This is a genomic window from Calothrix sp. PCC 7507 (assembly GCF_000316575.1).
Classification (GTDB): Bacteria; Cyanobacteriota; Cyanobacteriia; order Cyanobacteriales; family Nostocaceae; genus Fortiea.
On sequence record NC_019682.1, the window covers coordinates 4,985,663 to 5,011,859 of the forward strand.

Annotated in this window: 21 protein-coding genes; 15 read left to right on the forward strand and 6 right to left on the reverse strand. The window is 42.1% G+C overall.

The window, feature by feature from the left end; genetic code table 11:
• Positions 1-348: 348 nt before the first annotated feature.
• A complete protein-coding gene (locus CAL7507_RS21265; protein ID WP_015130554.1) occupies positions 349-906 on the forward strand; it encodes a methylmalonic aciduria and homocystinuria type D protein in 558 nt (185 codons plus the stop codon).
• A 141-nt stretch (positions 907-1,047) separates the two neighbouring features.
• On the opposite strand, the gene CAL7507_RS21270 is transcribed toward CAL7507_RS21265, so the two are convergent.
• Positions 1,048-1,851: an alpha/beta fold hydrolase gene (locus CAL7507_RS21270; protein WP_015130555.1), complete on the reverse strand. Its 804-nt coding sequence runs from the start codon at positions 1,849-1,851 to the stop codon at positions 1,048-1,050.
• A gap of 88 nt (positions 1,852-1,939) precedes the next feature.
• Positions 1,940-3,136, reverse strand: a complete 1,197-nt coding sequence (locus CAL7507_RS21275) for an MFS transporter (RefSeq protein ID WP_015130556.1) — start codon at positions 3,134-3,136, stop codon at positions 1,940-1,942.
• A gap of 721 nt (positions 3,137-3,857) precedes the next feature.
• Here CAL7507_RS21275 and CAL7507_RS21280 point away from each other — a divergent pair.
• The 3 genes from CAL7507_RS21280 (at position 3,858) to CAL7507_RS21290 (ending at position 9,235) form a co-directional block, all read left to right on the forward strand.
• Positions 3,858-6,449: a TonB-dependent siderophore receptor gene (locus CAL7507_RS21280; RefSeq protein ID WP_015130557.1), complete on the forward strand. Its 2,592-nt coding sequence runs from the start codon at positions 3,858-3,860 to the stop codon at positions 6,447-6,449.
• Positions 6,450-6,668: 219 nt separating this feature from the next.
• Positions 6,669-7,997, forward strand: a complete 1,329-nt coding sequence (locus tag CAL7507_RS21285) for an IS4 family transposase (RefSeq protein WP_042342183.1) — start codon at positions 6,669-6,671, stop codon at positions 7,995-7,997.
• 101 nt (positions 7,998-8,098) lie between these two features.
• On the forward strand, positions 8,099-9,235 hold the full coding sequence (locus CAL7507_RS21290) for a PepSY domain-containing protein (RefSeq protein WP_015130558.1): 1,137 nt from the start codon (positions 8,099-8,101) through the stop codon (positions 9,233-9,235).
• A 126-nt stretch (positions 9,236-9,361) separates the two neighbouring features.
• Here the strand turns inward: CAL7507_RS21290 and CAL7507_RS21295 are convergent, their stop codons facing one another.
• Positions 9,362-10,756: a TldD/PmbA family protein gene (locus tag CAL7507_RS21295; RefSeq protein WP_015130559.1), complete on the reverse strand. Its 1,395-nt coding sequence runs from the start codon at positions 10,754-10,756 to the stop codon at positions 9,362-9,364.
• 165 nt (positions 10,757-10,921) lie between these two features.
• Positions 10,922-11,386 (reverse strand): hypothetical protein, encoded by a 465-nt coding sequence (locus CAL7507_RS21300; protein WP_015130560.1) that lies wholly within the window; start codon positions 11,384-11,386, stop codon positions 10,922-10,924.
• Between the two features lie 205 nt (positions 11,387-11,591).
• On the opposite strand from CAL7507_RS21300, the gene CAL7507_RS21305 reads away from it, so the two are divergent.
• Positions 11,592-12,212: a hypothetical protein gene (locus CAL7507_RS21305; protein WP_015130561.1), complete on the forward strand. Its 621-nt coding sequence runs from the start codon at positions 11,592-11,594 to the stop codon at positions 12,210-12,212.
• A 25-nt stretch (positions 12,213-12,237) separates the two neighbouring features.
• On the opposite strand, the gene CAL7507_RS21310 is transcribed toward CAL7507_RS21305, so the two are convergent.
• A complete protein-coding gene (locus CAL7507_RS21310; RefSeq protein WP_015130562.1) occupies positions 12,238-13,074 on the reverse strand; it encodes an FAD-binding domain-containing protein in 837 nt (278 codons plus the stop codon).
• A gap of 31 nt (positions 13,075-13,105) precedes the next feature.
• On the opposite strand from CAL7507_RS21310, the gene CAL7507_RS21315 reads away from it, so the two are divergent.
• The 3 genes from CAL7507_RS21315 to CAL7507_RS21325 all read left to right on the forward strand — a co-directional run bounded on the left by CAL7507_RS21315 (position 13,106) and on the right by CAL7507_RS21325 (position 16,990).
• Positions 13,106-15,046, forward strand: coding sequence for a lipoxygenase family protein (locus CAL7507_RS21315; RefSeq protein ID WP_015130563.1), 1,941 nt, complete (start codon positions 13,106-13,108; stop codon positions 15,044-15,046).
• Between the two features lie 216 nt (positions 15,047-15,262).
• Positions 15,263-15,838 carry a TIGR04376 family protein gene (locus CAL7507_RS21320; RefSeq protein ID WP_015130564.1) on the forward strand — a complete coding sequence of 192 codons (576 nt, stop codon included), beginning with the start codon at positions 15,263-15,265 and terminating at the stop codon, positions 15,836-15,838.
• A 576-nt stretch (positions 15,839-16,414) separates the two neighbouring features.
• The gene (locus CAL7507_RS21325; RefSeq protein ID WP_015130566.1) at positions 16,415-16,990 is read left to right on the forward strand and encodes an ABC transporter permease subunit; all 576 of its coding nucleotides are present in this window, start codon (positions 16,415-16,417) and stop codon (positions 16,988-16,990) included.
• Here the strand turns inward: CAL7507_RS21325 and CAL7507_RS21330 are convergent.
• Entirely contained in the window at positions 16,954-17,403 is a 450-nt protein-coding gene (locus CAL7507_RS21330) for a hypothetical protein (protein WP_015130567.1), read from the reverse strand. The genes CAL7507_RS21325 and CAL7507_RS21330 overlap by 37 nt on opposite strands.
• Before the next feature lie 512 nt (positions 17,404-17,915).
• Between CAL7507_RS21330 and CAL7507_RS21335 the strand changes: the two genes are divergently transcribed.
• The 7 genes from CAL7507_RS21335 (at position 17,916) to CAL7507_RS21365 (ending at position 25,878) form a co-directional block, all read left to right on the forward strand.
• A complete protein-coding gene (locus tag CAL7507_RS21335; protein ID WP_015130568.1) occupies positions 17,916-18,794 on the forward strand; it encodes a WecB/TagA/CpsF family glycosyltransferase in 879 nt (292 codons plus the stop codon).
• 387 nt (positions 18,795-19,181) lie between these two features.
• Positions 19,182-20,120, forward strand: a complete 939-nt coding sequence (locus CAL7507_RS21340; protein ID WP_015130569.1) for a beta-1,6-N-acetylglucosaminyltransferase — start codon at positions 19,182-19,184, stop codon at positions 20,118-20,120.
• 22 nt (positions 20,121-20,142) lie between these two features.
• Positions 20,143-21,111 carry a glycosyltransferase family A protein gene (locus tag CAL7507_RS21345; RefSeq protein WP_015130570.1) on the forward strand — a complete coding sequence of 323 codons (969 nt, stop codon included), beginning with the start codon at positions 20,143-20,145 and terminating at the stop codon, positions 21,109-21,111.
• Positions 21,108-22,547: an oligosaccharide flippase family protein gene (locus tag CAL7507_RS21350; RefSeq protein WP_015130571.1), complete on the forward strand. Its 1,440-nt coding sequence runs from the start codon at positions 21,108-21,110 to the stop codon at positions 22,545-22,547. The genes CAL7507_RS21345 and CAL7507_RS21350 overlap by 4 nt, the downstream gene beginning before the upstream one ends.
• Positions 22,548-22,573: 26 nt before the next feature.
• Entirely contained in the window at positions 22,574-23,491 is a 918-nt protein-coding gene (locus CAL7507_RS21355; RefSeq protein WP_015130572.1) for a DUF6625 family protein, read from the forward strand.
• Positions 23,492-23,597: 106 nt separating this feature from the next.
• On the forward strand, positions 23,598-24,746 hold the full coding sequence (locus CAL7507_RS21360; protein WP_015130573.1) for a glycosyltransferase family 4 protein: 1,149 nt from the start codon (positions 23,598-23,600) through the stop codon (positions 24,744-24,746).
• Positions 24,739-25,878 carry a glycosyltransferase gene (locus CAL7507_RS21365; RefSeq protein ID WP_015130574.1) on the forward strand — a complete coding sequence of 380 codons (1,140 nt, stop codon included), beginning with the start codon at positions 24,739-24,741 and terminating at the stop codon, positions 25,876-25,878. Before CAL7507_RS21360 ends, CAL7507_RS21365 begins: the two co-directional genes overlap by 8 nt.
• The last annotated feature ends 319 nt before the right edge of the window (positions 25,879-26,197 follow it).

A 26,197-nucleotide genomic window follows, 5' to 3' on the forward strand; every position in this document is an offset into this window, starting at 1 on the left:
GATCTAGATGCGCTTTACCTCTATGGTAAAGCTAGCTAGAGCGTTTCCGAAAGGAGACGGAAAGAAAAAGCGCGATACCAGGGGACTCTTAACAGGCTGGAAAGTCTCTTGGTGTCCGTATCCCAGACTTGGCGATCGTGGCTGCCTACTTCAACAACTTGAAATCTGCTCTATCATCACGATAGGTTAATAAAAGATGAATATTTGACTAAAACTTAATAATTTATTCATAATAACTTTAAAGAAACTTAAATAGTCGTAAAAAATTGATGATTTTTCTGAAGTTTAAAGAGTTATCATCAATACCAAGGATTAAAGTCAAAAACTTGCAAAAACCGAATCAATTTAGTGAACTATCCTAAAGTTTACACTTCGGAGCAAGGCTGTCCAATTAATTTAGTTGGCAAAACAGGACAAGCCGTTCAAATTTCGATTCATTCGCCCAGTCAGTATATCTGTGCCAACTGCGAACGGATCATACCAGATTGGAAACAGCAGTCTTTTTTGTGGGTAGTGATTGTTTTACAACAGTCACGATATGAATTAGTTGAAAGAACGGCGAAAATAGAGACAGAAAAAGAACGTTTGCGCGAAAAGTTTATGAGGTTCGGCTGTGATTTGGCATTTAATCTGCGCGATCATGGTTATTTAACAGACCTCATAGATCCCCGTACTGGCTATCCTTTACTTTCCCATCCAGGTGCAGTTCCCCACGATGACACAGCAGTGGCGACAGCTTTACTTAAATATCAAGTAATTCAAAATAAATGTCGTGTGCTAGTACACCCATACTGGGGCACAGCAGTTTATCCCAGCACCTTGATATCAGAAGCACCACCAATGATCATTGAATCGCTCATTAAAGGTATAGCACCTATGCATGGGTGGCAAGAAATGATTCAATAGTAAGACTAAAGCTGCGTGTCATATTTTTTCCATAGGGGTTATCAATGGTCAAAAGTCAATAGTCAAGAGTCCAAAATGTGGGGACTCTTGACTCCCATAAAAGAAGATATTTGTGTCAATCGCGTAAGTCCTCAACAGATATCAATCAAGATTAGAGCTGATTAGGAACTTGAGCATAGCTGAGGACACAGCTTCAGGTGCTTCAATTAAGAAGCCATGACCAACACCATCAAGAATAACAAGTTCAGCGTTGGCAATACCTTGAGTAAGTTGCTCAGAAAACTTTACTGGAGTAAGAATATCTTGTTTGCCGACTATCACTAAGGTAGGACAGTGAATATCTTTAAGGCGGTCTTTTGTATCGCTATCTAGAATAGCACGGCTTTGATGATAAATTCCCTTTGGTGTTGGTGGGAAGGGGTTGTTTATCCGCATATTAATAATCATCTCAATCATGCCTGGTGTTGAGTAAAACCCATCGGTAAATATCCAAGGCAAGATAATTTGTTGATAAAGTTTTGGATCTACAGTGTAGGGGAGGTAGCCCCAAGTTTCAATAATACTATTAAATAGAGCATCACCCTTCGCCCAGGACGAGAGTAGGGTGAGACTTTGTACCTTTTCTGGGTGTGCTAACACTATTTCTTGGGCAATTTGACCACCCATTGAATGACCTGCTAAATGCACTTTTTTGATGCCGATGTGATTTAGCAGTGCTGCTACATCACTTGCCATTTGTTGAGTGCTATAAGGGTCTTCAGGAGCAGAAGTTTGTCCTATATCTCGGTTGTCTAAGTGAATGACTTGATACTTTTTGAGGAGGGACGGCATCAGCAGCGACCAATAAGTATGATCGCATAAGAAGCCGGCAATTAATAGTAAAGGCTCGCCCTCTCCCTTGATGTCGTAGAACAAATCAATTCCGTTAACATGAACCTTTGGCATAGTCAAACAATTTTGGATTATGGATGGCTGCGAGCAAGATGCTCGAACTACAAAATAAATTTGCCAAATGGGAATGCACCCCAGGATTTTATGTAAATCCTATACGCTGCTTCTGCTTAACTAGCCAGAAAGAGAGTAGAGCGATCGCTATTCCAGCGAAAATAAAACAGGGAACATAGCCGAAATTATCCACTACTCTACCAAACACGGCTGCACCTATTCCTTGGCCAATAAACAAATTGAAGGCGAACAGTGATACCGCCGTTCCTCTTGCTTCTGGTGCTAACTCTGTCGCTTGGGTTTGCAGGGTGCTATGCATCATATAGAAGCCTAATCCCATGATGATGCTTAAAGGGACAAAAAGTATCCAGTTTTGGAATAATGCGATCGCTAAAAATGAGATACACATTAACAGTCCACCCACACCCATCAAACCGCGTTCACCCAGTCTACTTACCAACCACTTCACAGCGCGACTGTAAATCAATCCTCCCAATCCAAAACCACTCAGCATAAATCCAATCGCCACATAGGGCAAATTATATCTGTCTCGCAGAAATGCACCAACATAAGCAAATCCACCAAACAGACAAAAGCCTTCAATAAATACTCCTACAATCACAGTCCGCGCCACTGGTTGCGTCAGCAGTTGGAAATAAGGCCGGAATGTAAACCTAGCTACTTGACTTTGAGGACGATGCCCATCACTGAGATGACGCATCCCACGCCACAATAATATAGCAACGCCAAGAGAGATAATCCCAAATACTAAAAAGATATCTCGCCAACTAATATATTCACCAAAAATGCCGCCCAAACTACCGCCGAGGATTTGACCTAATACTAAAGCACTCAGATATTTACCGATAGCAGCTTGGCGTTCTTCATAAGGAAAATTATCACCAATATAAGCTAACGTGACAGGGATAATCCCCGCTGCAAACATCCCCGTAAGAAACCGTAGCAAGGTAAGTAGAATAATATTAGGCATGAAAGCACAAGCAGCGGTACCCACCGCAAAAGCTGTCAGTGCGGCCGTAATCACCTTGAGTTTGCCGATGTGATCGCCTAATGGACCATAAACTAATTGAAACAGTCCATAGGGAATTGTATATGCTGAAACAATCACCGCCGCACTGCCCACACCGACTTTAAACTCATCAGCAATAATGTGCAGTAGTGGGTCAATCACCCGCACATCTGCAATTACCATGAAAGCAGCCGCACCCAACAATCCTAATGAAACAGGTTTCTTACCTGCTTTTTCAGTTGCGAACCTACTCATACTTGAGATCAAAAATTACTCATAGGATACCAAACAATCAATTACCCAATAGACATCTCCGTAAAAGAATGTAGAGACGGGGAATTCCAGTATCTTTCTCCTATCCTCCCCTGCCTTTTGGTCAATATCGTGAGAGATAAATCTTTGGGCAATTGTGATGGCGATGCCTAGGTTGGGCTACGCCTACGCTCTGAAGATGAAAGATTTGTGGGAGCATCACCCATACGTATTTCAGACTTTGTATGCACCGTAGCCTTTAGAGGGGAGGGTTAGGGTAGGCTGTTGACTTTGTACGAAATTAGCTAAAAATTATCATGCAATTTTTGTGTTTACCGTAGGGGCATCGGCACTGCCGTGCCCTGATGAGAACGTTAACTACGACTATTATTTTGGATGATGCATTTTGGGCTGAAAACCCTCAGAGTCAACACCCTAGTGGTTTGTCAATTTTGTTTTGAGGGGTTTTTGGTAGTGCGGGCCGAAAAGCCCGCGTGAGCGAGACGCTCACACTACAGTCCCTCATTTCAACCCTGACAGACTACTAGGGTTAGGGTGGGGTCAAATTCATCCATGAACAGTCCGGATTGAAGAGAAAAAAGTCCGGCTTGAAGAGAAAACTATCATCTAAATCTCATATACTACTTGCAAATAATTTTTAATTAGTCTAAAAAATCAGGTACTGTTGCCAGTCAGATTAACAAGTGTGGTGTGTGGGACGACAATGTTTAAACGACAACTCTCCATGATAGGTGTGCTTTCTGTGCTGTTGACTTCGCCAGCTTTTGCAGAAGCAATTGAGCAAATACCTCAGACAAAAAAGGACAAAAGCGGGTCAGTAGTAGCGAAAATCCGCCGATTGAGTGAGATAGATATACCTGCGACCAATATTAAAGATTGGCTATCTCAATCTTCAACTCCTAATGCTCAATCTCCAGTACAAGTGACAGGAGTCCGTGTTAACCGCACCGAGACTGGCATAGAGGTAATTCTTGAAACCAAAGAAGGTGAAAAATTAAAGCCAATAAGTCGCAATGAGCAGAACACATTAATCACAGATATTACTAATAGTCAATTAGCTTTGCCAAATGCGAAGGACTTCCGCTCAGACAACCCAGTCGCGGGAATTACTGCTGTTACTGTTACCCAAGTGGATAGCAATAGTATTCGGGTGACAGTGACGGGTGAAGCGGGAGCGCCAAAAGTTGAGTTATTTGATAGTGATGAAGGCTTAATTTTTGGTTTAACGCCAGTCGTATCTGCTGCACAGCAATCGCCAACGCAAAACCCCACCTTGCCAAGGGAAGGGGCACAAGAAAATCAGCCGGAAAAACCATCAGCTAACACCGATGAACCGATTGAACTGGTGGTGACTGGTGAACAGGATGGATATCGTGTGCCAGAAGCATCAACTGCAACCAGGACTGATACACCTTTACGTGATATTCCCCAGTCAATTCAGGTGATTCCCCAGCAGGTAATCAGGGATCAAGGAATTACACGAATTACCGATGCGACTCGCAACGTTTCCGGCACAACACTCGCATCAGGCTACGGCAATCTCATCGGCGATGTCCGTGTTCGTGGCTTCTATAGTGGTATTTTGAGAGATGGATTCTCCACTGGTGCTTTAAATTTCTTCATTGATGGCGGCAATATTGAACAGGTAGAGGTGGTAAAAGGGCCTGCTTCAGTGCTGTATGGAGCGTTGGAGCCTGGTGGAATCGTGAATTATGTCACCAAAAAACCCTTGCGTACTCCCTACTATGCAGCCGATGTTACCGTCGGCAGCTACGACTTCTACAAGGGTGCGATCGACTTGACTGGTCCATTGAGTCAAGACGAACGATTGCTGTATCGCTTGAATGTTTCTTATGAAAACTCCGGTAGCTACCGGGATTTTGTTGATAATGATATCCTTTTTATCGCTCCTGTTCTCACCTATCAGTTTAGCGACGCAACCAACCTCACCTTCGCCTATGAATATCTCAACGCGAAACTGGGGTTCGATCGCGGCTTGCGACCTGTCTCTGCTTTCCTCAATGTGCCGATAAATCTGAATATTGCCGAACCTGACGATTTTCAAAACATTGAGGAACATCGCGTTAATTTAACGCTGAACCATCGGTTTAATCAGCATCTGAGCCTCAGAAGCGGCTTCACCTACCTCTCTGAGAAGGGAGACAGTTTTGTGACTCAACCCGGAGAACTCGACGCAGACGGGCGCACGTTGACAGATCGAGGGTACTTTGGTGGACCGGGTTTCGGTGACAACTATGCGTTGCAAACGGATTTGATTAGTGACTTCAAGACGGGTGCGATCGCTCATCAACTGCTGTTGGGGTTAGAATGGCGCAAAAGATATCAGGCTGATCAGGGTATCGGTGGGGTTTATGAGGGGACATTCGATATTTTCAATCCCGTCTATGGCTTACCCCGCATACCAGATCCCGATAGTTTCTTCGAGCAAACAACAACCACCACTGGCATTTACCTGCAAGATCAGGTGACATTGCTCCCAAATCTCAAATTACTCGCTGGCGGCAGATATGATTTTGTGGAATACAGTAGTGGCGACGGTCAATCAGCGCCCACTGAATTTTATGATAGTGCTTTTTCACCCCGCGTTGGCATTGTCTATCAGCCCATTGAACCGATATCGCTCTATGCCAGCTACAGTCGTTCCTTTACTCCCAATAATTCTAGAACTGCTAGTGGAGAGCCGCTAGAGCCTTCGCGGGCAACTCAGTTTGAAGTGGGTGTGAAAGCTGAACTGTTTGATCAACGACTGTCAGCCACACTTGTAGCTTATGACATCACCAAAACCAATATTCCTACGACAGATCCTGATAACGACGAGTTCTCGATTGCCGTCGGAGAAGTGAAAAGCCGAGGTATTGAACTGGATATTGCGGGAGAGATTTTACCCGGCTGGAAGGTGATTGCTTCTGGTTACTTGAATGATGGATTTGTCAGTAAAGATAATAATCTTCCCGAAGGTCGCCGCTTGACAAATGCACCAACTCATGGAGCAAGTCTGTGGACAACTTATGAAGTGCAAACGGGTGACTGGAAAGGCTTGGGAATTGGGGCAGGAATGTTTTTTGTAGGCGATCGCACTGCCAATATCGACGATCCATTAACCCTTCCCTCTTATGTCAGAACCGATGCTTCTATCTCTTACAAACGCGATAAATGGCGGGCGGCGCTCAACTTTAAGAACATCTTCAATGTCAAATATTACGAATCAAACGACTACCTCACTTTCCCCCAAGCACCATTTACGGTTCAGGGCACAATTTCTGTGGAGTTTTGACTCCATCCTCACCCTTTCTTGATGAAGAAGACACCCCACCCTAACCCTCCCCTTATAAAGGCTACGGTGTACACACAAGTGCTAGTAAACTACTAAGGGAAGGAGTTGTGGGGAGTAAAAGGTGGTGGAAAATCCAATAATGATTCACGCTCAACAGTGGGATGGAATTGCTTTTGGCGACCCAAGGTTGATAAAAAGGGGGCAGCATTGTACCAAGCAATGGAAAAACATCAATCAGTCAGCATTCGCCAAATAAGTAGAAATAGAGCAGAACAGGTGGGGTACTACCGCTTTTTGTCGAATGAGAATGTGACAATAGGGGAATTAGTCGGCAGCCTATCAGACCACTGTGTATCACAGGTAGAAGACAAGCATATATTAGCCATCAGTGATAGTAGCGAAATTAACTTGCAGTCTCATGTTGGTAGGTTGAAAGCAGAGGGTCTAGGTGTAGTCGGAAACAACACAGACGTAGGGTTTTATATTCATCCAACTTTAGTATTGGATGCAGAGAATGGATTTCCATTGGGATTAAGCACAGTACAACTGTGGACGCGAGAGATAGACCATGCCGATAAGCATGAACGAAATTACAAAAAGTTACCGATAGAGGAAAAAGAATCATACAAATGGCTGCGTTCAGCCGATGAAACCCAAAGATGTTTAAGTATTGGTAATGCCAAAATGGTGACTCATATCGCCGATAGAGAAAGCGATATGTATGAAGAATTTACGACCGTACCAAATCGCAAAAATCACGTGTTGGTCAGAGCGCGCATTGACCGTCGCCTCATAGGAAAGACCCAATCGCTGTATGCGTATTTAAACCAACAACCTAGCGAGGGGACTTATACCGTGGATGTTCCAGCAGATTCACGTATTGGTAGAACCGCAAGAGAGGCATTATTAATTGTGCGCTGTGCGCTGGTAAAAATTCAACGTCCAGAGAAATTGAGTGCCAAAGATTATCCCCCTAGTGTAACGCTTTACGCCGTGGAAGCTGTGGAAGTCAACCCACCTGCGGGTACGGAACCGATTCATTGGCGATTGTTGACCACCCACCAAGTTGTTTGTCTAGAACAAGCACTACAAATCATTAGATGGTACACATGGAGATGGCGAATTGAACAACTATTTGCCATCCTCAAAACTGCTGGTTTAAATCTCGAAGCTACTCAGCTTGAGTCCATTGCTGCCATTAAGCGACTGAGTGTTTTAGCTTTGTCAGTAGCTGTGCGAATTTTACAAATGATTCAGGGACGGGATAATCCTGAGTTGTCTGCAAATCTAGCTTTTTCGGATGAGCAACAGCAATGTTTATCTACTCTTGCACCAACTGTAGAAGGTCACACTCCACGTCAACAAAATCCCTATCCTCCTCATTCCTTACCTTGGGCTACCTGGATTATTGCTCGTCTTGGTGGTTGGTCTGGTTACAAGTCTCAAAAACCTCCAGGAATTACTACTTTGACTCGGGGGCTTAAGCAGTTTGAATCCACCTTTTTTGGCTGGAAACTCGCTCTGGGTCTACTTGTGTGTACACCGTAGCCTTATAAAGGGGAGGGAACATGATTCTTCTTCCCCCCTTTCCAAGGGGGGATTGAGGGGGGTAATTATTAAGCCTGAAATCGTGCAAAGGAGCATCTACCATGAACTCTAAATCACTGCGAAACTGGATATTCACCCTGCACCGCTACTTAGGCCTAGCCTTGGGACTGATAGCAATCATCATTGGCTTGACGGGTAGTTTATTGATCTTCCATGCGGAAATTCAGCAATATGATGAGCATCTACAATCAGGCACCATTACCCCTCAAGGGGAAAAACTACCGATTGAAACTGTCCTTAACACCGTCAAAAAAGCCTATGTTGACCAACCAGACGCAACTGTTAAAAGATATTACCCATCTATAAAGCCAGATCAACCAATCAAGGTGATCCTTAAAACCAAAGAAAGTGACTGGAATCAACTCTTCGTCAACCCCTACACAGGGGTAATCCTCAACCCCAACCCCAAGCCAAGCTCGATCCAAAAGGTATATGACATTATCTATCCCCTCCACTACAACCTTTTAGGCGGTGACATTGGTACCAAGTTTGTGGGAATTGTGGGATTATTGTTCACAATCTTGAGCATTACAGGCATTATCCTCTGGCCTGGTTGGCGCAAATTGATCGCTGGCTTCAAAATTAAGTGGAATGCTCATCCCAAACGTGTGAATTTTGATGTTCACAAAGTTGCTGGTGTGATTACAGCCACGTTTCTGATTTTTACCTTTTTCACAGGGTTTTGCTGGAATTTTTCGGAATTTGTCAACCCGATAATCTATGCGGCTACTTTCTCCAAAGCAAATGTTGATTTGGTTTCTGTACCCATTTCCGGTAAGGCTCCACTAAGAGTTGCAGAGCAGGTAAAAATCGCTCAAGCTGCTATTCCTGATGCACCACTCCGACTAATTGCTTTTCCAAGTAAACCAGAAGAAGCAACGTGGTTGAGCTTTAATCTTCCCCAAGGTGGTGAGGGAGATGTTTTTCTTGACCAGTATAGTGGCAAGGTACGGGTGTCTACGCCAACTACTAAATCATTAGGCGATCGCATCCTCTATTCCTTTAACGATTTGCACTATGGCACTTTCTGGGGAATTCCATCCCGGATTCTCTACCTATTTGTCGGACTTGCACCGTTAGTTTTATTTATGACAGGCTTTGTGATGTGGCGGTATCGTCGTCTGCAGAATCACGGAGTAGAAAGGAAAGTGCTACAGATGGATGGTATTGAAAAATAGTGGGAAGGGATAAGCTAAAATGCTGATTCATTGCACAATCAATCATTTTTCTTTGTTGACGGTTGACAGTTGACAGTGAACGGTCTACACGATGAAATATGCAACTTAAATGCCGCAGTCGCTTATTTATGTTTCTCCTCCCACCACTACATCTCGAATTCGTAAACTAGGGCCACCACAGCCAACTGGTAAACCATTTTGTCCACCTTTACCACAACCCCCAGATTCATCCCAATAAAAATCTTCGCCAACGGCTTCAATATCTGCAAGGGTCTGGAAAACATTACCAGAAAGTGTCACATCCCGCACAGGTTCGGCAATTTTGCCGTTTCTAATCATCCAGGCTTCCCCAGCGCTAAATGTGAACATTTCGCCATTTGTCATCCCACCCAGCCAATTACAGGCATATACTCCTTCGGCGATGTCTGTGAATAAGTCTGTAACAGGCGTTTTCCCCCGTTCAATCCAAGTATTTGTCATCCGCACAATCGGAGTGAAGTGATAATTAAGACAGCGTGCATTACCTGTGGGTGCTTCCTCTAATTTGCCCGCTGTTTCACGGGAATGTAAGCGCCCCACCAAAACGCCATCTTTAATGAGTTGGGTAGTAGTAGCAGGTGTGCCTTCGTCATCGTAAAAATAGCTACCTCGATGACCTTCAGGAGCAGCGCCGTCAAAAATCTGGAGTTCTTCAGGGCCAAAACGCCGTCCAATAGTCATGACTTCTAACAAATCTGGGTTTTCGTAAGCCATATCAGCCTCAGATAGATGTCCAAAGGCTTCATGGACAAACAAACCTGTGAGAACGGGGTCAATGACTACAGTGTAGGTGTTACCTTTGACTGGGGGCAAAGATAAAGCTGCAACGGCTCTTTGAGCAGCGCTCTTAATTTGTGCATCCAAATTAGTTAAATCTTCATAGGCTTTGCGGGAGCCGGTAGTTTCCCTACCTGTTTGCACGGTGTCTCCATTTCTCGCAGTAGCTGCAAAACGCATTTCCATATCCACCCAAGATTGTTCAATCAGAGTTCCTTCTGAGGTGGCGAGAATAATTCGTTGAGCGCTGTCACCGTAGCGCACCGAAGTAGTAGTGATGCGGGGATCTACACTTTTAAGTAAATCAGAATAGCGATCGCACAATTCTTTTTTCTGACTTAAACTCACATTCCGGGGATTAGTACCTGTCAGCGGTAGATTGCATATTGCTTGCACTGGGTCAATGGGAGCGAGTAAAGTTTCTTCATCACCCACAATTCGCGCTGCAGCGATCGCTTCTTCTATCCGCTCTTTAATGGTAGACAGCTGGTTAAAGCAGCTCAACCCCCACCCACCTTTATAACAAGCGCGAATATGTCCCCCAATTGAGATCCCTTCGCTCAGGGTTTCTACCTTATCACCACGTAAAAAGATATCGGTGCCTTCGGCTTCTTCCAGGCGAATCATCAGATAATCTACTTGGGATGAGTAGCGGGCAATCAAATCAGCAAGCAAATTATTTACCTCAGCAAATGTAGTCGGCATTTCTAAATATTAATAATAATGAACTCCATTTATTTTGCAACTATTCGGTCAATATTTGCTATTTAATTGTCATTGGTCATTTGTCACTTGTACTGAGCATACTCCTACGGGGCAAGCTACGCGTAGCGTCTCGCAGAGAAGTCAACAGTCATCAGTCCCCAATCCCTATTCCATAACGTACTTCTCAGCTACTTTCCAATAACGAGAGAACCGCTTGAGGTCAATATGGCCATCGTAGTCAAAAAATGGTTCCACCTCAAACACTTCCAATGCTAAAGAACGCTCAAGTCTCGACTCCGCTCGGCTTGAGCAGTGAGCGAAGCCGAACTGCTCAATTTTGTCGCAGATATTATTAAACCTGGGACTGGGACTGTTTGCTGTTACGATTAAATCGGCTTCGTGTTCTTTAGCAAAAGCCAAAACTTCCTGTGCTACATCTCCACGGCGGATGTCAACGGGTAATTCTAACAAGCATTCATAGATAAATGTCAGGCGTTTGAGGCTGAGTTGCCATTCTTCTATCAAAGCATCGTCCCAAACCCAGATGGCTGGTGCATCGGGGTATTCTTGTAGTGCAGGGTTGTGTGGACTGAGGCAATCTCCATGCACCCAAACAATTGGTTTACTCATCAGTCGTGCGCTAAAAAGCAAAGCGATGCCTACGGTGGGCTGTGCCTACACACTCTATCATCACTCAACTTACTTTTGGGACTCCTAGTATTGCACCACATTCAGCGGATCTGCTAGATCCCCGACAAGAGCGCTAAAGCGCAACTTCACCGAATTGTCCGCATAACCGCTAGAGTTTAGTTGAGCATAATTGAGGATGTTGCAGATGGCATACAGTGATTTTACACTTGCTAAAGTTCGAGAAACATTTCAACTTGTAATTGATGAAAAGCGCAATCTATTCAAAGATGTGTCGCCTATTCAACCTTCTGCTACCTTAACAACGCTCTTAGAAGAATATACTCAACTAGCAACTGCCATTAACACCGAAAAAGCTCGTTCAGAATTACTAATCATGCCAGTTCTTACAGAAGTTAGGCGACAGCTAAATTATCAAATCTCACTGTTTTCTGGAACAGATTTTGATGTAGATAGTAGTCAAGGATTAAATGGGTTTTGTGATTTCGTTCTCTGTATTTCCGAAGAACAGTTTTATATTAAAGCGCCTGTCCTGACGATTGTTGAGGCTAAGAATGAAAATATTAAAAGTGGTTTAGGACAATGTATTGCCACTATGATAGCTGCCCAATTATTCAATCAAAATACTCAACAAGAAGTTAAGAAAATCTATGGAGTTGTCACTAGTGGCACAAACTGGCGGTTTTTAATGTTGGCAGGACTAACAGCATATATTGATACAGTCGAATACTACATCAATGATGTTGATAAAATTCTGGGCATTCTGTTGCAACCATTTCAATCTGCTTTGCTACCAGCATCTTCGTGACATTGTCCTACATAGATGTGGCTTATCATTTCTTCTTCCCTCGTTGCCAACTTTGGCTATTGGCTTGTTTGGTAAATTCGCCATTGGGAAAAAGCCGCTGTTCTATTTCTTCGTAGCTACCTTCAAAGTCGCAATGACCATAAAGGGGACATTGTTGACAATACACGCTTTTTGTGTATTTCTCTAAATTTTCGCGGTTGAAAAAATAGGGTTTATGGCTAAAGGTACTAGCAACCCACTGCCATGACATATTATTGCTAGCAGGATCACCATCAAGCAGGTGTTGGAGAAACCACTTGGCTCCCGCTTGCCAACGGATGCGCCGCCAATGGACAATATAAGCAGCTAGCCACATGCGGATGTGGTTGTGTAAATAGCCTGTTGCTTGTAAGTCGTGGCTGAAGCTGTCGATGCAAACTAGCCCTGTAGTGCCTTGTTGGATGTCCTGTGGTAGATCCGCTGCGTAATTTTTGGCTTGATAGCCAGTTTTATATTCTTCCTGGTCTTGCCAGACACCATGACCAAGCTTGACATATAACCGCTGCCAATAGTCTCGCCAGCCTAATTCATTAATCAGCTTAGTTGCATCGTGTGGATGCTTGACATGCTCAAGCACATAATCTCGAATTTCTCGCAAGCTAAGAACGCCATAGCGAATGTAGGGTGAAAGTCGCGTTACACTGCCAGTTAAAAAGTTACGAGTTTTTGCGTAGGCTGCTGGATCTACTTTTTGCAGTGCTTGCTCGGCTGCTTGCCTTCCTCCTACAGTATCGCTGATGCAATTATCTGTTTCTGCTACAGTGGGAAATTGTTGACGAAGATAGGCTATTAATTCATCGCGATTAGCAAATTCACGTAGCATTTTTTTATTATTTTATACTTTTAGGTTAATCATGTCACACGATGTATCTATTACCGCACAACAAGGTCATTATCGCTACAATCCTGTTGGTTTAGAACAGAAAGGCCCTGCACGGATATTTCCATATGCTGGGGAAGATGGGGTGCTGCGCTATATTCTCACGAAACTGCGTCAAAATCATCTCTATCAGGGACAGTTATCTCAACCTTGGACTCTGCTGTTGATACAGCTAGAAGCAACAATCCAAACTCTAGAAGAAGACTGGGTGAAAATCTCCACTTTGTTGGCAGACTGGGAGATTTGGCAATCGGGATGGTTTAATTTTGATTTGCCGCCAAATGAGCAATTTAATGCTAGTTATGTTCAGGAACGGCGGAGTATGGGACAACGGCTTTTGGCGGCAACGAAAGCAGCCGAAATAGCCAATGAGCAGAGCCAGCTTTCTGTCACAATAAGGAATGAGTTGCAACGATCGCTATTTTACGAAGCTTTAGAAAAAAGTGGACAAGGCGATCGCTATTTACCAACACGTCCAGTAGTCAGCCTAATTTGGCAACGAGATGGTGGTTTAAGTGATCGTGAGTTCGCCCGTCAAAGATTAGCTGGACAAAATCCCATCATCATACGGCGTGTACAGTCAGCCGAACAACAAGTTCTCCAAACTTGGGCTAATCATCCTTATCAGTTAGCTGACGGTAGCACAATAGACTTAATCCAGTCAGCCGATGCAAACCGTCTATTTATTGCCGATTATCCCCTATTGCAAGACCTCAAAGCCGCAGATTTGCAGCATGGTCGATATGTGGGTAGTCCAGTGGCGTTATTTTACCGCACTGAGAGCGGACTAGAACCAGTCCTGATCGAAGTGGAAAAAGGTAGGGTGGTGACTCCGGACAATGTTGGGGGTGCTACAGACCAATGGACACGGGCTAAACTTTATGTACAGACAGCCGATGTCACATATCACGAATTGATTTCTCACTTAGCTTACACCCATTTAGCGATTGAGACATTGGCGATCGCTACTCCGCGACAGTTACCCCATAACCATCCTCTCTATCGGCTATTAAGTCCCCATCTACAATTTTTGCTCGCAATTAATACGCGGGGTAATAAAATATTACTGGGTGAGGGTGCTGCCATTGATAAATTGATGGCTCCCACGAGAGAGGCTTCTTTAGGGTTAATTAACAAGGCATATCGACAACGCCCATTTACAGAATACTCACTGCTCAATGATATTCAGCGTCGAGGAATCGAATCTGAGTTTCTTAGCGAATTCCCTTATCGAGATGATGCTTTATTGTTGTGGGAGGCGATCGCCAAATATACAACCCACTACTTACAACGCTATTATTTAGATGACCAAGCGGTGCAACAAGACCCATATCTGCAAGCTTGGGCTGCAGAACTAGGTACACCACTCGACTCCCGTCCCCCATCAGAGTTTCCCCAAGCACCAACTTGGATACCAACAGAATGGGTGATAGCCACAGCATTAAAACCTGAGTTACCAAACTATCCCCGCATACCTGGGTTCGGAGCAATCACCAGTCTCCAACAACTCATAGATATTGCAACTGTAATTATATTTACCTCCGGGCCTCAGCACGCAGCAGTCAATTTCAGCCAATTTGATTATGTAAACTACGTACCCAACGCACCTTTAGCACTCTATAGCCGACCAGACACACCAAGTACCCTAGAAGAATTGCTACCCTCAACTCAGCAAGATTTGGGACAAATGCAGTTAACTTTTTCTTTGAGTGGGATTTATTGGGGAAAATTGGGAAGTGCTGATTTAATTAAATTTATAGATCAAGGCGATCGTCAAATCCTCTCCCAGTTCCAGCAAGAATTAGCGGAGATTGAAAACACCATCAAAACCCGTAATCAATCGCGTCTAGCAGATAGTGGTGTTGAGTATCCCTACCTTCTACCCTCCCGGATTCCCAACAGCATCAATATTTAGGGACTTCCAACTAAAAAAATATCCTATCGCTTTCTTGGCAGGGGGCAGGGAGCAGGGGGCAGGGGGAGAAAGAAAAATATTGTCTGAGTAAATTGGATAATTTATTTTCTGGAATTTCCTTAAATCAGTCGTGAGTTATCAGTCATCAGTCATCACGGTTTCAGCCGGATAATAATTACTACAATAAAATCACACCTTGACTCTGGAGTTCTAGCAGTGGGCTTATTTGATGATTTGAGTCGGTTTCTGGAAAACCGTTTAGAAGAATTCTTGCGTAATAATCCCCATTTGGAGTTAGAAGCGCTGTTAGAACAACTGCGCGAGCAAGAGGAAGATACTTTAAAGCTGATTGCAGATTTACAATTACAGGAAAAGCGATCGCAAGATGAAATCCTGACCACCGCTCAAGAAATTCAGCGTTGGCACATCCGTGTTCAGAAAGCTAAAGCCTCCGGTAGAGAGGATTTAGCCACTGCAGCCCAAGCCAGAGAAGCAGCCCTGTTGCGCGAAGGAAATCAGCGCTGGGGACACATGCAAGGCTTAAAAGAACGGATTGAGCAATCTCAGCAACTACTCAAGAAAATTCAGTTGCGACGACAAGAAGTCCAAACCAAAGCCGCTGAAGCACAGACAGCACGTGCTAAAGCTCAAACCCAGCAGCGCTTAGAAACACAAGGTTGGTCGAATTCAACTAGTAGCTCTGCTAGTGGGTTTGACGACTTAGAAGAAAAGTTTCGCCGTTGGGAAACCCAAGATGAATTAGAACAAATGAAACGTAATTTAGGGAAATAATCATTTGATGATTGGTAATTGTTAACAAATTACCAATTATCTCCTAAAAAAAAATTAATATTATTATTTCACATTTTGGAGTAGGAGTATTCAGTCTGTGCCTTTTTCGGGAGTGATCATCTATGCAAAATATATGTCATTGCTACGCTCCGTACCCTACGGGAAGGCTTCGCCTACGCAATGGCAATCAGGAGACTTTACACGGACACAGAAATAGCATGAACCAAAACCCGGGAAATTCCATCAAAGTCAACAGCCTAGGCTATGCCTTATACCTATTTTGTATGAAGATGCACATAATAATATCCCCCTGTAGTCCCCCCTTGGTAAGGGGGGACGGCGATAGCCGGGGGGTGAATTATATGCAGCTTCACAAAGAAACGGTATTACCTACGGATTATTTCAAAAATCAAATAAGTCCTATAGATTATTGAGATATTATTTAATTTATTAATTAAGCTTTCATTTTCTGATAAATTTTACTTAAGCAAATTTACATCCAGTTCTCTTACTTGTCTAATCGCTATTTTTTGATTGCCGCAGTGTTTCCCAGACGTTACAATTGAGAACTGAGGCATGGAACAAACTATATTTATAGACGTTTTAGCTAGCCTGCAGAAATTTTTTGTAGGTTATATTCCAGCCGCTGTATTAGGTAGCTTTATTGGCTACCTAATAGGTATAAATGGTACGGTTTATCAGATATTTAGGCGGATATTTCAGCTACCCCATAGTATCCCACCTATTGCTTTGCTACCAATTATGCTGCTGGTTTTTAGAGAAAGTGAGCCTGCTGCCATAATAGTAATTTTTATCGGCACTCTATGGACGGTTATTATTAATACGGCGATAGGGATGCGGCATTTTCATCGACAAAATAACAATTTTCGTGTAGCCATCTTTCATTTATTTCATGCTCTAAAAGTTGGCGTTTGGGTAGCATGGTTTACAGTTATTGCCATAGAAATGTTGATTGGTCCAAAAGGACTAGGATTTCTCGCTTGGAATGCTTATAAAGCTGGCAACACTACTTATATAATTCAGGCGATACTCTACATTGGTATTATTGGCAGTTTGTTAGATCAGTTTTTAGATGTCATAGGATATCTTCTTTCTCAAATTGTTGCCGACGGGAAAAAATCTGCTGAGTAATTAGTGTAATAAACATTGAGGGAACCGCCATTTCCCCCATCTCCGCCTTTACCGCCATCTCCACCAGCGCCGCCATTGGGTGCTTTGACATTGTGATCCACGTTGTCTCTTAGCCCACTGCAGTCAGGTTCATAACCACGTCTACCATCCTCACCATCCTCGCCATCCTGACCCGACAGGTCAAGATTGATTGGTGAAGCATCAATAAAAACAGTCTGATTTTGACCGTCACGGCCATTTCTCCCGGTTCGCCCATCGCTACCTTTGCTACCATCTGTGCCATAGTTTTTAGTTGATTTACTGTATCCGTCGTCAGCAATGGCTGAACAGAAAACTGCACCAGAGGCGGGTATAAAGCTAGTAAATAAACAGAATATTAGCAGGAGTGGCAGTTGAAAAAAGCCCTTATACATCGATTGAGATTTAAATCATTGGTATTATTTATGACTGTCAGTTTGATCAATTTGCTCCCTGAAAGCAAAAGTTGATACAAATAGGCAGTAGCGAGAAAGAATTAGAGATAAGTATTCCGTGAAATGGTGTCACACCCTAGGTTATAGCCACTATTGGGATAAAATTTCCCGCTCATTTTCTATGCATCCTAATATTGAAAAAATCAGAGAGAAATTCTGTAACTAGCAAAATATAGATAATCTGGCTCTTACTTTAGACAGATTTATAACTCCTGTCTAAAGATAGAGCCAACTACGCGATCGCAGACGCTATCCTGAATCAAATTGAACCTGCGTAATAATTAGAACTCAATACACCATAAAGCTTTATACACAGGTTCTGATCAGCTATAACGTCTAAATTTATCTAGCCGACTGTCATTTCTACCGAAGAATTTCTACTGACTTGATCCCTGTTTCTATCCATTAATGAGCATCCCGTCAAAAAATCGGTAATTTAGTTATTTCTTTGCATGAAAGCTTTTTTTGACTTAAAAACCCATCAGTTTGGTAGTCCCAAAATCCAAACTGTAAGTACACCAAACTGCACTACTAATGCTAGTAGTGTAAAAAAAGTACCCGCTTTTACAGTTTACCTGTTAGAACGACGGATAAATTGTATGACTATCCCTGCGATAGTGGAAGCCATTCAGAAAGCATGTATTGAAAGTAGGAAAATAACTGTAGCAAACACCAATATCCACAGTTTCAATTTGTCAATGCAATTCCCCTGGTTCTACGAATTTCTCCAAAGTTCAGAGATTGTTCACTGTGACAGCGTGGGAATATTAAAGGCCATCAGTTATATGGGTCTAAATTTACCATTAGACTACCGAGCTTCCTATTCATTACTAATGCCAAAAATTTTGGAAAATTGCAACCACAACAGATTTTCGGTGTTTTTGTTAGGTGCTGAACCCCAATATTTAAAAGCAGCGCTTGAGAAATTGAGAGCAAGTTATCCTAATGTTTCCTTTGCCGGACATCACGGATATTTTGATCAAGAAGACCCCATAGAAAATCAAGCTGTGATTCAGCAAATTAATCAAGTAAAGCCAAATATTCTGCTTATGGGTATGGGGATGCCAGTTCAAGAATATTGGGTAAAAAAGCACCGTAATAACTTACAAGTCAATGCCATTCTGCTAGGCGGAGCAATTATTGACCGCATGGCTGGTGTTGTTCCTGATTGTCCAAGCTATATATCAAATGTAGGTTTGGAGTGGTTATATCGTCTCTGGCGTGAACCAAAACGCCTAGCTGCTCGCTACTTATTAGGAAATCCAGCTTTTGTATTGCATGTTATGTTGGCGAAATTCTACGCGAACTCCCTGCGAGTTGAACGCATGTAAATTCAGGAGAATTCTGATTTTTTCTATGACTTCACCCAATTAGTTGAAGGAGATATAGGACTCCTATTTGATTTTTGAATTACACGTAGGTAGGGCTATGCCTTACAAAACCCGGATATGGTGGGCAATGCCCAACGCCACTCCTCTCAACGCGGGAAACCCGCGCACAAGGGTGGCTCCCCTACCAATACTTAAATATATTCAAAAATCAAACCGGATTGCTATGGAGCTATTTGTTTGTAAATAGCTCTCATTCTCTCAGCAGATAGTTGCAGCTTATAGCAATGTCTTAATGCAGATTACAGATTGTTTCTCCTCTTTTGTGTATATTTGCGTTCGTCAGGCATTTTTGAATAGTTGATATTATCAGCCTCATCAAGAAAAAACATGAAAATTGCTTACTTGATACAATCACATACCAATCCTGAACAAATCTATCGACTGGTTGAGATTATTCAGAAATCAACTCATGATGCCAAAATTATTGTAAGCCATGATTTTTCAAGTTGTAATTTGGATACCTTGGCTTTACAAAAATCTGGTGTACAAGTATTAATAGGTAAAGGTGGACGTGGTGACTTTGTGGTAATTCAAGCTTATCTCAATGCCATCAAATGGTTGATTGAGCATCAGATAAATTATGATTGGTTGATTTATCTTTCTGGTCAGGATTACCCCATAAAACCAATATCAGAAATTGAGAATTTTTTAGCTAAAACTAGTTATGATGGATTTCTAGAATACTTTGATGTTTTTTCAACAGCAAGTCATTGGAGTATTCACGAAGGCAAAAGCCGTTATTTATTTAAATATCAAAAAATTAATACTTTGAGCAAATTACCAGCAGGATTGAAAACAATACTCACACCTATAAAAATAGTTAATTATTTGCAGCCTCTAATCCGAATAAATTTAGCGTATGGTATGTTAGGTATAAAAGTATCATCGTTATTTAATGAGCAATTCATTTGTTATGGTGGTTCTTTTTTCACTACTTTATCGAGAAAATGTGTAGAATATTTATACCAATTTTGCCAAAATCATCCGGAAGTAGTCGCATATTATCAAAAAGTCTGTGTGGCGGATGAATCTTTTGTTCAGACAATATTAATTAATAGTAAATTATTTAATCTATCTGATGATAACAAGCGCTATTTTGATTTTTCTCAAACTAGTGATGGACGTCCTAAAATTTTAACAATTAATGATTATGATGCATTAGTACAAAGTAACGCACACTTTGCGAGAAAATTTGATGTCCATAAAGATATTAAAATTTTAGATACTTTGGATGAGAAAATTCTGCAATTTGTCTTGCATAGCTAATTTTTAAGGAGATTAATCAGTAATGCTTACCACACCAAAAGTTAGTGTCGTAGTTCCTGCTTATAATGTGAGCAGCTACATTCAAAAAGCACTAACTTCCCTAGAACTGCAAACTTTTAGAAACTTTGAAGTGTTGGTTGTTGATGATGGTTCAATTGATGACACAGTGGCTGTAGCACAACAATTTTGCCAGCGAGATTCTCGCTTTCAGTTATTGCAGAAATCAAATGGAGGTTTATCATCGGCACGCAACTATGGTATTTGCCATGCACGGGGTGAATATATTGCCATGCTAGATGCTGATGATGTTTACCACGCAGATAAATTAGCAAACCATGTAACTCGATTAGATAAAGAGGCTGATGTTGGTGTAGTTTATAGCGCCTCCCGGACAATTCGTGACGATGGCCGATTAACATTCATGACTTTGAGTGGTAAACCAATAAATTCTCATCCCTTGCTTGCTTTGTTGTGTAAAAACTTTGTCGGACATGGTTCTAATGCGGTATTCCGTCGTTGCTTGGTGGAAGAAGTAGGTGGGTTTGATGAAGAGTTACGCAGTTGGGAAGATGTGGATTTTTGGTTGCGGATAGCAGCAACGCAGAAATGGCGTTTTTATCGAGAAAAGCGTATTTTATCTTACTACCGTGTCCGTCCATCTGGACTGTCTTTTAATCTAGTGCAAATGCGGATTAGTGGTGAACAGGTGATTACAAAGGCTTATCAACGATCGCCCACCTTAATTAAGCCACATTTACCAACTGTCTACGCCTATACCTACCGCTACTTGGCGCGGTTATGTTTACAAGGCGGCGACACGGAAACAGCCCGTGATTTTATTGATTTGGCTTTGCTTTGTGACAGGTCGATATTTTATCGTGATTTGCGATCGCTCCTCACCCTCATATCGATCAGACTATCACCACTCACAAAATTAGCGATCGCCTGTTCGCTTGGTGTTGCGAATTCAGTACAGGCTAAGAATCCATGATCAAAACAACTACTCTCCTCAAAAGTAGCTTCTGGATTACTTACGCCACATTTATCACCCGGATTTTTGGCTTTCTCAGTAGCTTAATTTTAGCTAGGTTACTGCAACCATCGGACTTTGGTGTCGTTGGTATCGCCTATGTCTTCTGGTCTTTTTTTACACTCTTTACCCAAGACACCGCCGGCGCTTTCATCATTTACAAGGGAATAGAAAACCCCAAATACGTTAACACCGCCTACACAATCAGCTTATTAGTTGGCTTAAGTCTGGCACTAGGGGTAGCAGGTATAGCCCCTTTTATAGCCATCTTTTTTCAAGAACCAGTTCTCACCGGGATCTTAATCGCCTTCGCCTTTAATCTTCTCCTGTCATCTGCAAGCTATGTTTACTTTGGCGTGATGATCCGACAGATGAAATATCAAGCGATCGCTAATATTAACTTAGCCAGTTCCATGACGCGATTGCTATTTACAATTGCGTCTGCTTTTTTGGGGATGAAGTATTGGTCTTTTATTATTGGTGACACCGCTTCCTGGATTGTTAATTGTCTTTTAGGTAAATACTACTCAAAACAACAATTCCGTTTTCAGATTGATCCCCAGATCAAATCTGAAGTTCTATCTTTTTACTTAGGCGCTGTTGGTTCCAGTTTCGGTTTATATGTCAACTTTAATATTGATAACTTCACTGTCGGCAAACTACTAGGCAGTATCAATCTTGGCTACTACAATCTTGCTTATCAATTAACCACAGTATTATCAACAATTTTTAGCTCAGTTCTCAATCAACTGGGGATGCCAATCTTTGCCCAACTTTCAGATGATCAACAACAAGAAAATGCCCTGCTCACAGTAGTGCGAGAAACTGCCATTTTTACTGCTCCCATCTACGCTTTAATTTTTATCATCATCGATCCACAAGTGGTGACATTTATTTTTGGCTCTAAGTGGATACCTATTTGTACAGTCATTCCCGGATTACTGATTTTTTCTTACTTTCGTGTCCTTAACTCCTCCCTTTATTCCATGTTAGTTGCTAAAGGTCGTCCTGATATTAACGCCAAAGTTAATCTCCAAATGGCACCAATTGCAGTTTTTAGTTTTATTTTTGGCGCTCAACAAGGTGGCATATTAGGAGTTAGCTTTGCAGTAGCAATAGTATTAGGATTTAGCTGGACTATTTACTGGTGGTGGGTTAGTTGCCACAAATTAGGCTGGTCATTAAAACAGTTTATTTATCCTATTTTCTTACCCCTAATCTTGATTATTCCAGGAGTCCTGATTTCATTATATTTGCCTTTATTTTTCAGACCTTTCGTACTAGTTATAAGTTACACTATATTTATACGTATTTTCCTACCTAAATATTTTTATCTCTCTCAAACAAGACTCAATCAATTATCAAATCATTTGATAAAAAAGCTTTCTAGTCGCTAGCAGTCCACTTATCATCTGATAAATCCATGCAGAAAAAACTCCTATTTTTAATGCCCTATTTCGGCAAGTGGCCAGAATGGTTCCCACTGTATTTAGAATCCTGCCGTTGGAACCCAACGATTGATTGGCTATTCTTTACAGATTGTCCCGTACCAGAAAATGCTCCCACTAATGTTAAATTCATTAGCATGAGCTTTCCAGATTACCAACAACTAGTTTCCGAACGTTTGGGTATCAGTTTTCAACCGGAAGCTGCCTATAAAATTTGCGATCTCAAACCTGCTTTCGGATTTATTCATCAGGAATATCTCAAAGGATACGATTACTTTGGTTTCAGTGACATAGATATCATCTATGGTAATCTCCGGGCTTTCTACACCAATGAAGTCCTTCGCTACAATACATTATCCACTCATGCTGACAGAGTTTCTGGACATCTCTTTTTATTCAAAAATGATGAGCAATGGATTAATGTATTTCGGAAAATACCCAATTGGCAAGAACTAATGACTCAGCCATCCAACCTATGTTTAGATGAGGGTTGGTTAACCAAGATATTACTTGGAAGTAGACGAATTCCCCCAGCCATACGTCAAGTATGGGGAATATTTGATTCTGATAAACGCAATCACCTTTTTCAAGAACGCTTTAGTACTGTTTTAGCGCCGTTACCCTGGAAAGATGGCAGGGATAACTACCCTAATAAATGGTTTTGGTATCAAGGAAAATTAACAATAGAATCTGGTGAAGAAATGATGTACCTACATTTTATGAATTGGAAATCAAATCAGTATCTTCGTAAACATTATGGAGAGCGAGCCGCTTGGGAATTACTCCCACAAATCATTGATCCTAACCTCACAGATTTCAGTCAAGGATTCTGTATCAGTCACCTAGGATTTACACCATTCAATAGCAAAAATAGTTGCTTAATATCAGCATAAAATTAATAACTTGAAATGCCAAATAGAGGATTTACCCGACATGATAAGTATTGGGGACTAGATTAAAAATCCTGAGGCGTAGAAAAAGCATATCAAGGAGTTAAGAGTGTTTAATTTTGGTTTTGTCATAGAACAGGCACTAGGACATGTTACCCATTACCAAAACTTACAGCGTTGGGTAGCTGCAGATGCTGACATCTGTCCAATTTGGATGCCTATAGGCGGTGGAATAAATGATATTTGGGAATACCTACCAATAATTCGTAATAACTGGTCACTGCAAGTTAGTATACGTGCCCGCGACGCCATCAAAGTGGCTAGGCGCACACAACCCATAGACGCACTATTTTTGCATACGCAGACGTTGGCGCTGTTCGCCACTCCTTTGATGCGTCACATACCAACCATAATTTCTACTGATGCCACACCCTTCAACTACGATGTTGTCGGCACAGGTTACAACCACAAGGTAGGCGGTAACTCTTTAGTTGAACGTCGCAAATTTTTGTGGAACAAAAGCACATATCACACTGCTACAGCTATAGTCACATGGTGTCAGTGGGCTAAAGATTCCCTAGTTGCTGATTATGGTGTACCCGCCGAGAAAGTGACAGTTATTCCACCAGGAGTAGATTTGGCACAGTGGCATTTTCAACGGGACAAAACTGAGAATCAACTTTCCTCAAATCCCTTGCGGTTATTGTTTGTGGGAGGGGATTTTGCTCGTAAAGGTGGCTACACTCTGCTGGAGGCATTTCGCAACGGTTTAAACCAATATTGCCAATTAGACATTGTTACCAAAGATGCAAGTATTGAGCGGGAATTGGCGGGAATTGCAAACATCCGAGTACATTACGGTTTAACCCCCAATAGCCAACCACTCAGACGACTTTATGCTCAAGCTGATATTTTTGTCTTTCCCACCCAAGCAGATTGTTTACCCAGCGCTATTTCCGAAGCAATGGCAGCAGGCTTACCAATAATTACTACTGATGTCGGTGCATTACGTGAACAAGTAGAACATGGAGTTAATGGCTTAATAGTACCGCCCTCAGATACCACCGCCCTTGTTAATGCAGTATGTACCTTGGAAAATAATGAGACAACAAGATCTGCGATGGCTGTTGCTAGCCGCCGCATAGCAGAAGAACGCTTTGATGCTCGCCGTAACTATGGGGCGATTCTGACTTTGATGAAAAGTATATCCCAGCAATATCTGTCACAGCGCACTGCTATAAGTTTTGATCATGCCTAAATCTTCGCCTGATATTACAATTTTTTTACGGTGCCTTTATGGGGGTGGTGCTGAACGAGTCATGCTCAATTTGGCACGTCATTTTTTAGAGCAAAAATTCACAGTTGATATGGTAGTTGCTTTCACAGCCGGTTCTTTAACAGAACAATTACCGCCAGGAATTAGACTGATAAATTTAAATGTAGAATCTAAGCTGGCTATCCTGCCTAAATTAGTTAAATACTTACAGCAAGAGCGCCCAATAAGTATGTTGGCAGCACTACATTATCCTTGCGAAATTGCGATTTTAGCCAAGCGAATTGCTGGAGTATCTACAAAAGTAGTAGTTTCTGAACACAATCATCTTTCTCAAGAAGCGAAACGTACTCCACAATTATCAGTGAAGTTAACACCACTAGCAGCAAAAATTTTTTACCCTTGGGCAGATGGCATTGTTGCAGTTTCTCAAGGAGTAGCTGAGGATTTAGCTAATGTCACTCAAATACCAAAAGAACGCATTGATTTAATTCACAATCCAGTGATTACGCCTGAGTTGTTAATTAAGGCAAAAGCAGCAGTAGATCACCCGTGGTTTCAACCTGGAGAACTGCCCGTCATTCTAGCTGTCGGGAGGTTACATCCACAGAAAGATTATCCTACTTTGATACGTGCTTTTGCTCAATTACGGCAAGTACGTCGCAGTCGATTAGTAATTTTAGGAGAAGGTTCAGAAATAGTCAATCTGAATATTTTAATTACTGAATTAGGTTTAGAGGAGGATGTTGCATTGCTAGGTTTTGTAGACAATCCTTATGCTTATATGGCCAATGCTGCAGTTTTTGTGTTGTCTTCTGCTTGGGAAGGTTTTGGCAATGTACTTGTAGAAGCATTAGCTGTGGGAACTCCAGTAGTATCTACAAATTGCGAAAGTGGGCCAGCAGAAATTTTGGCTAATGGTAATTATGGTGATTTAACACCAGTTGGCGATTCTCAGGCAATGGCTGAGGCTATTTTAAATGTGCTTGCTGGTAATATCAAAAAAGTAGACTCTAGTTGGTTAAATCAATTTACTTTAGCAACCTGTGCCGCACAATATCTACAAGTATTAGGTATACCAACCAAAGTATTAGCTCCCAAGGCAATATATCTGTAGGGTGGGCATCGCCCACCATAACCCTGATATGCTGCAATACGTTTCAGTTAAGGGCTATTGGTGTAAATTATTGGTCTTTCAAGACGCGTAGACGCACGAAGTGCGGCTTCTCGTAGAGTAAAATCGCGTCTCTACATCAGGGTTTTGGGCTGATCTGAACTGTATTGGCGGTGGGCAATGCCCACCCTACTACTTAGTACATGTAGGGTGTGTTACGGTTTCCGTAACGCACCACCCGAAGATTTTGGTGCGTTAGGTATATTTCAAAAATCAAATAGGAGTTTTATCACAACAAAAATTTTAGCTGATTTGAAAAGTT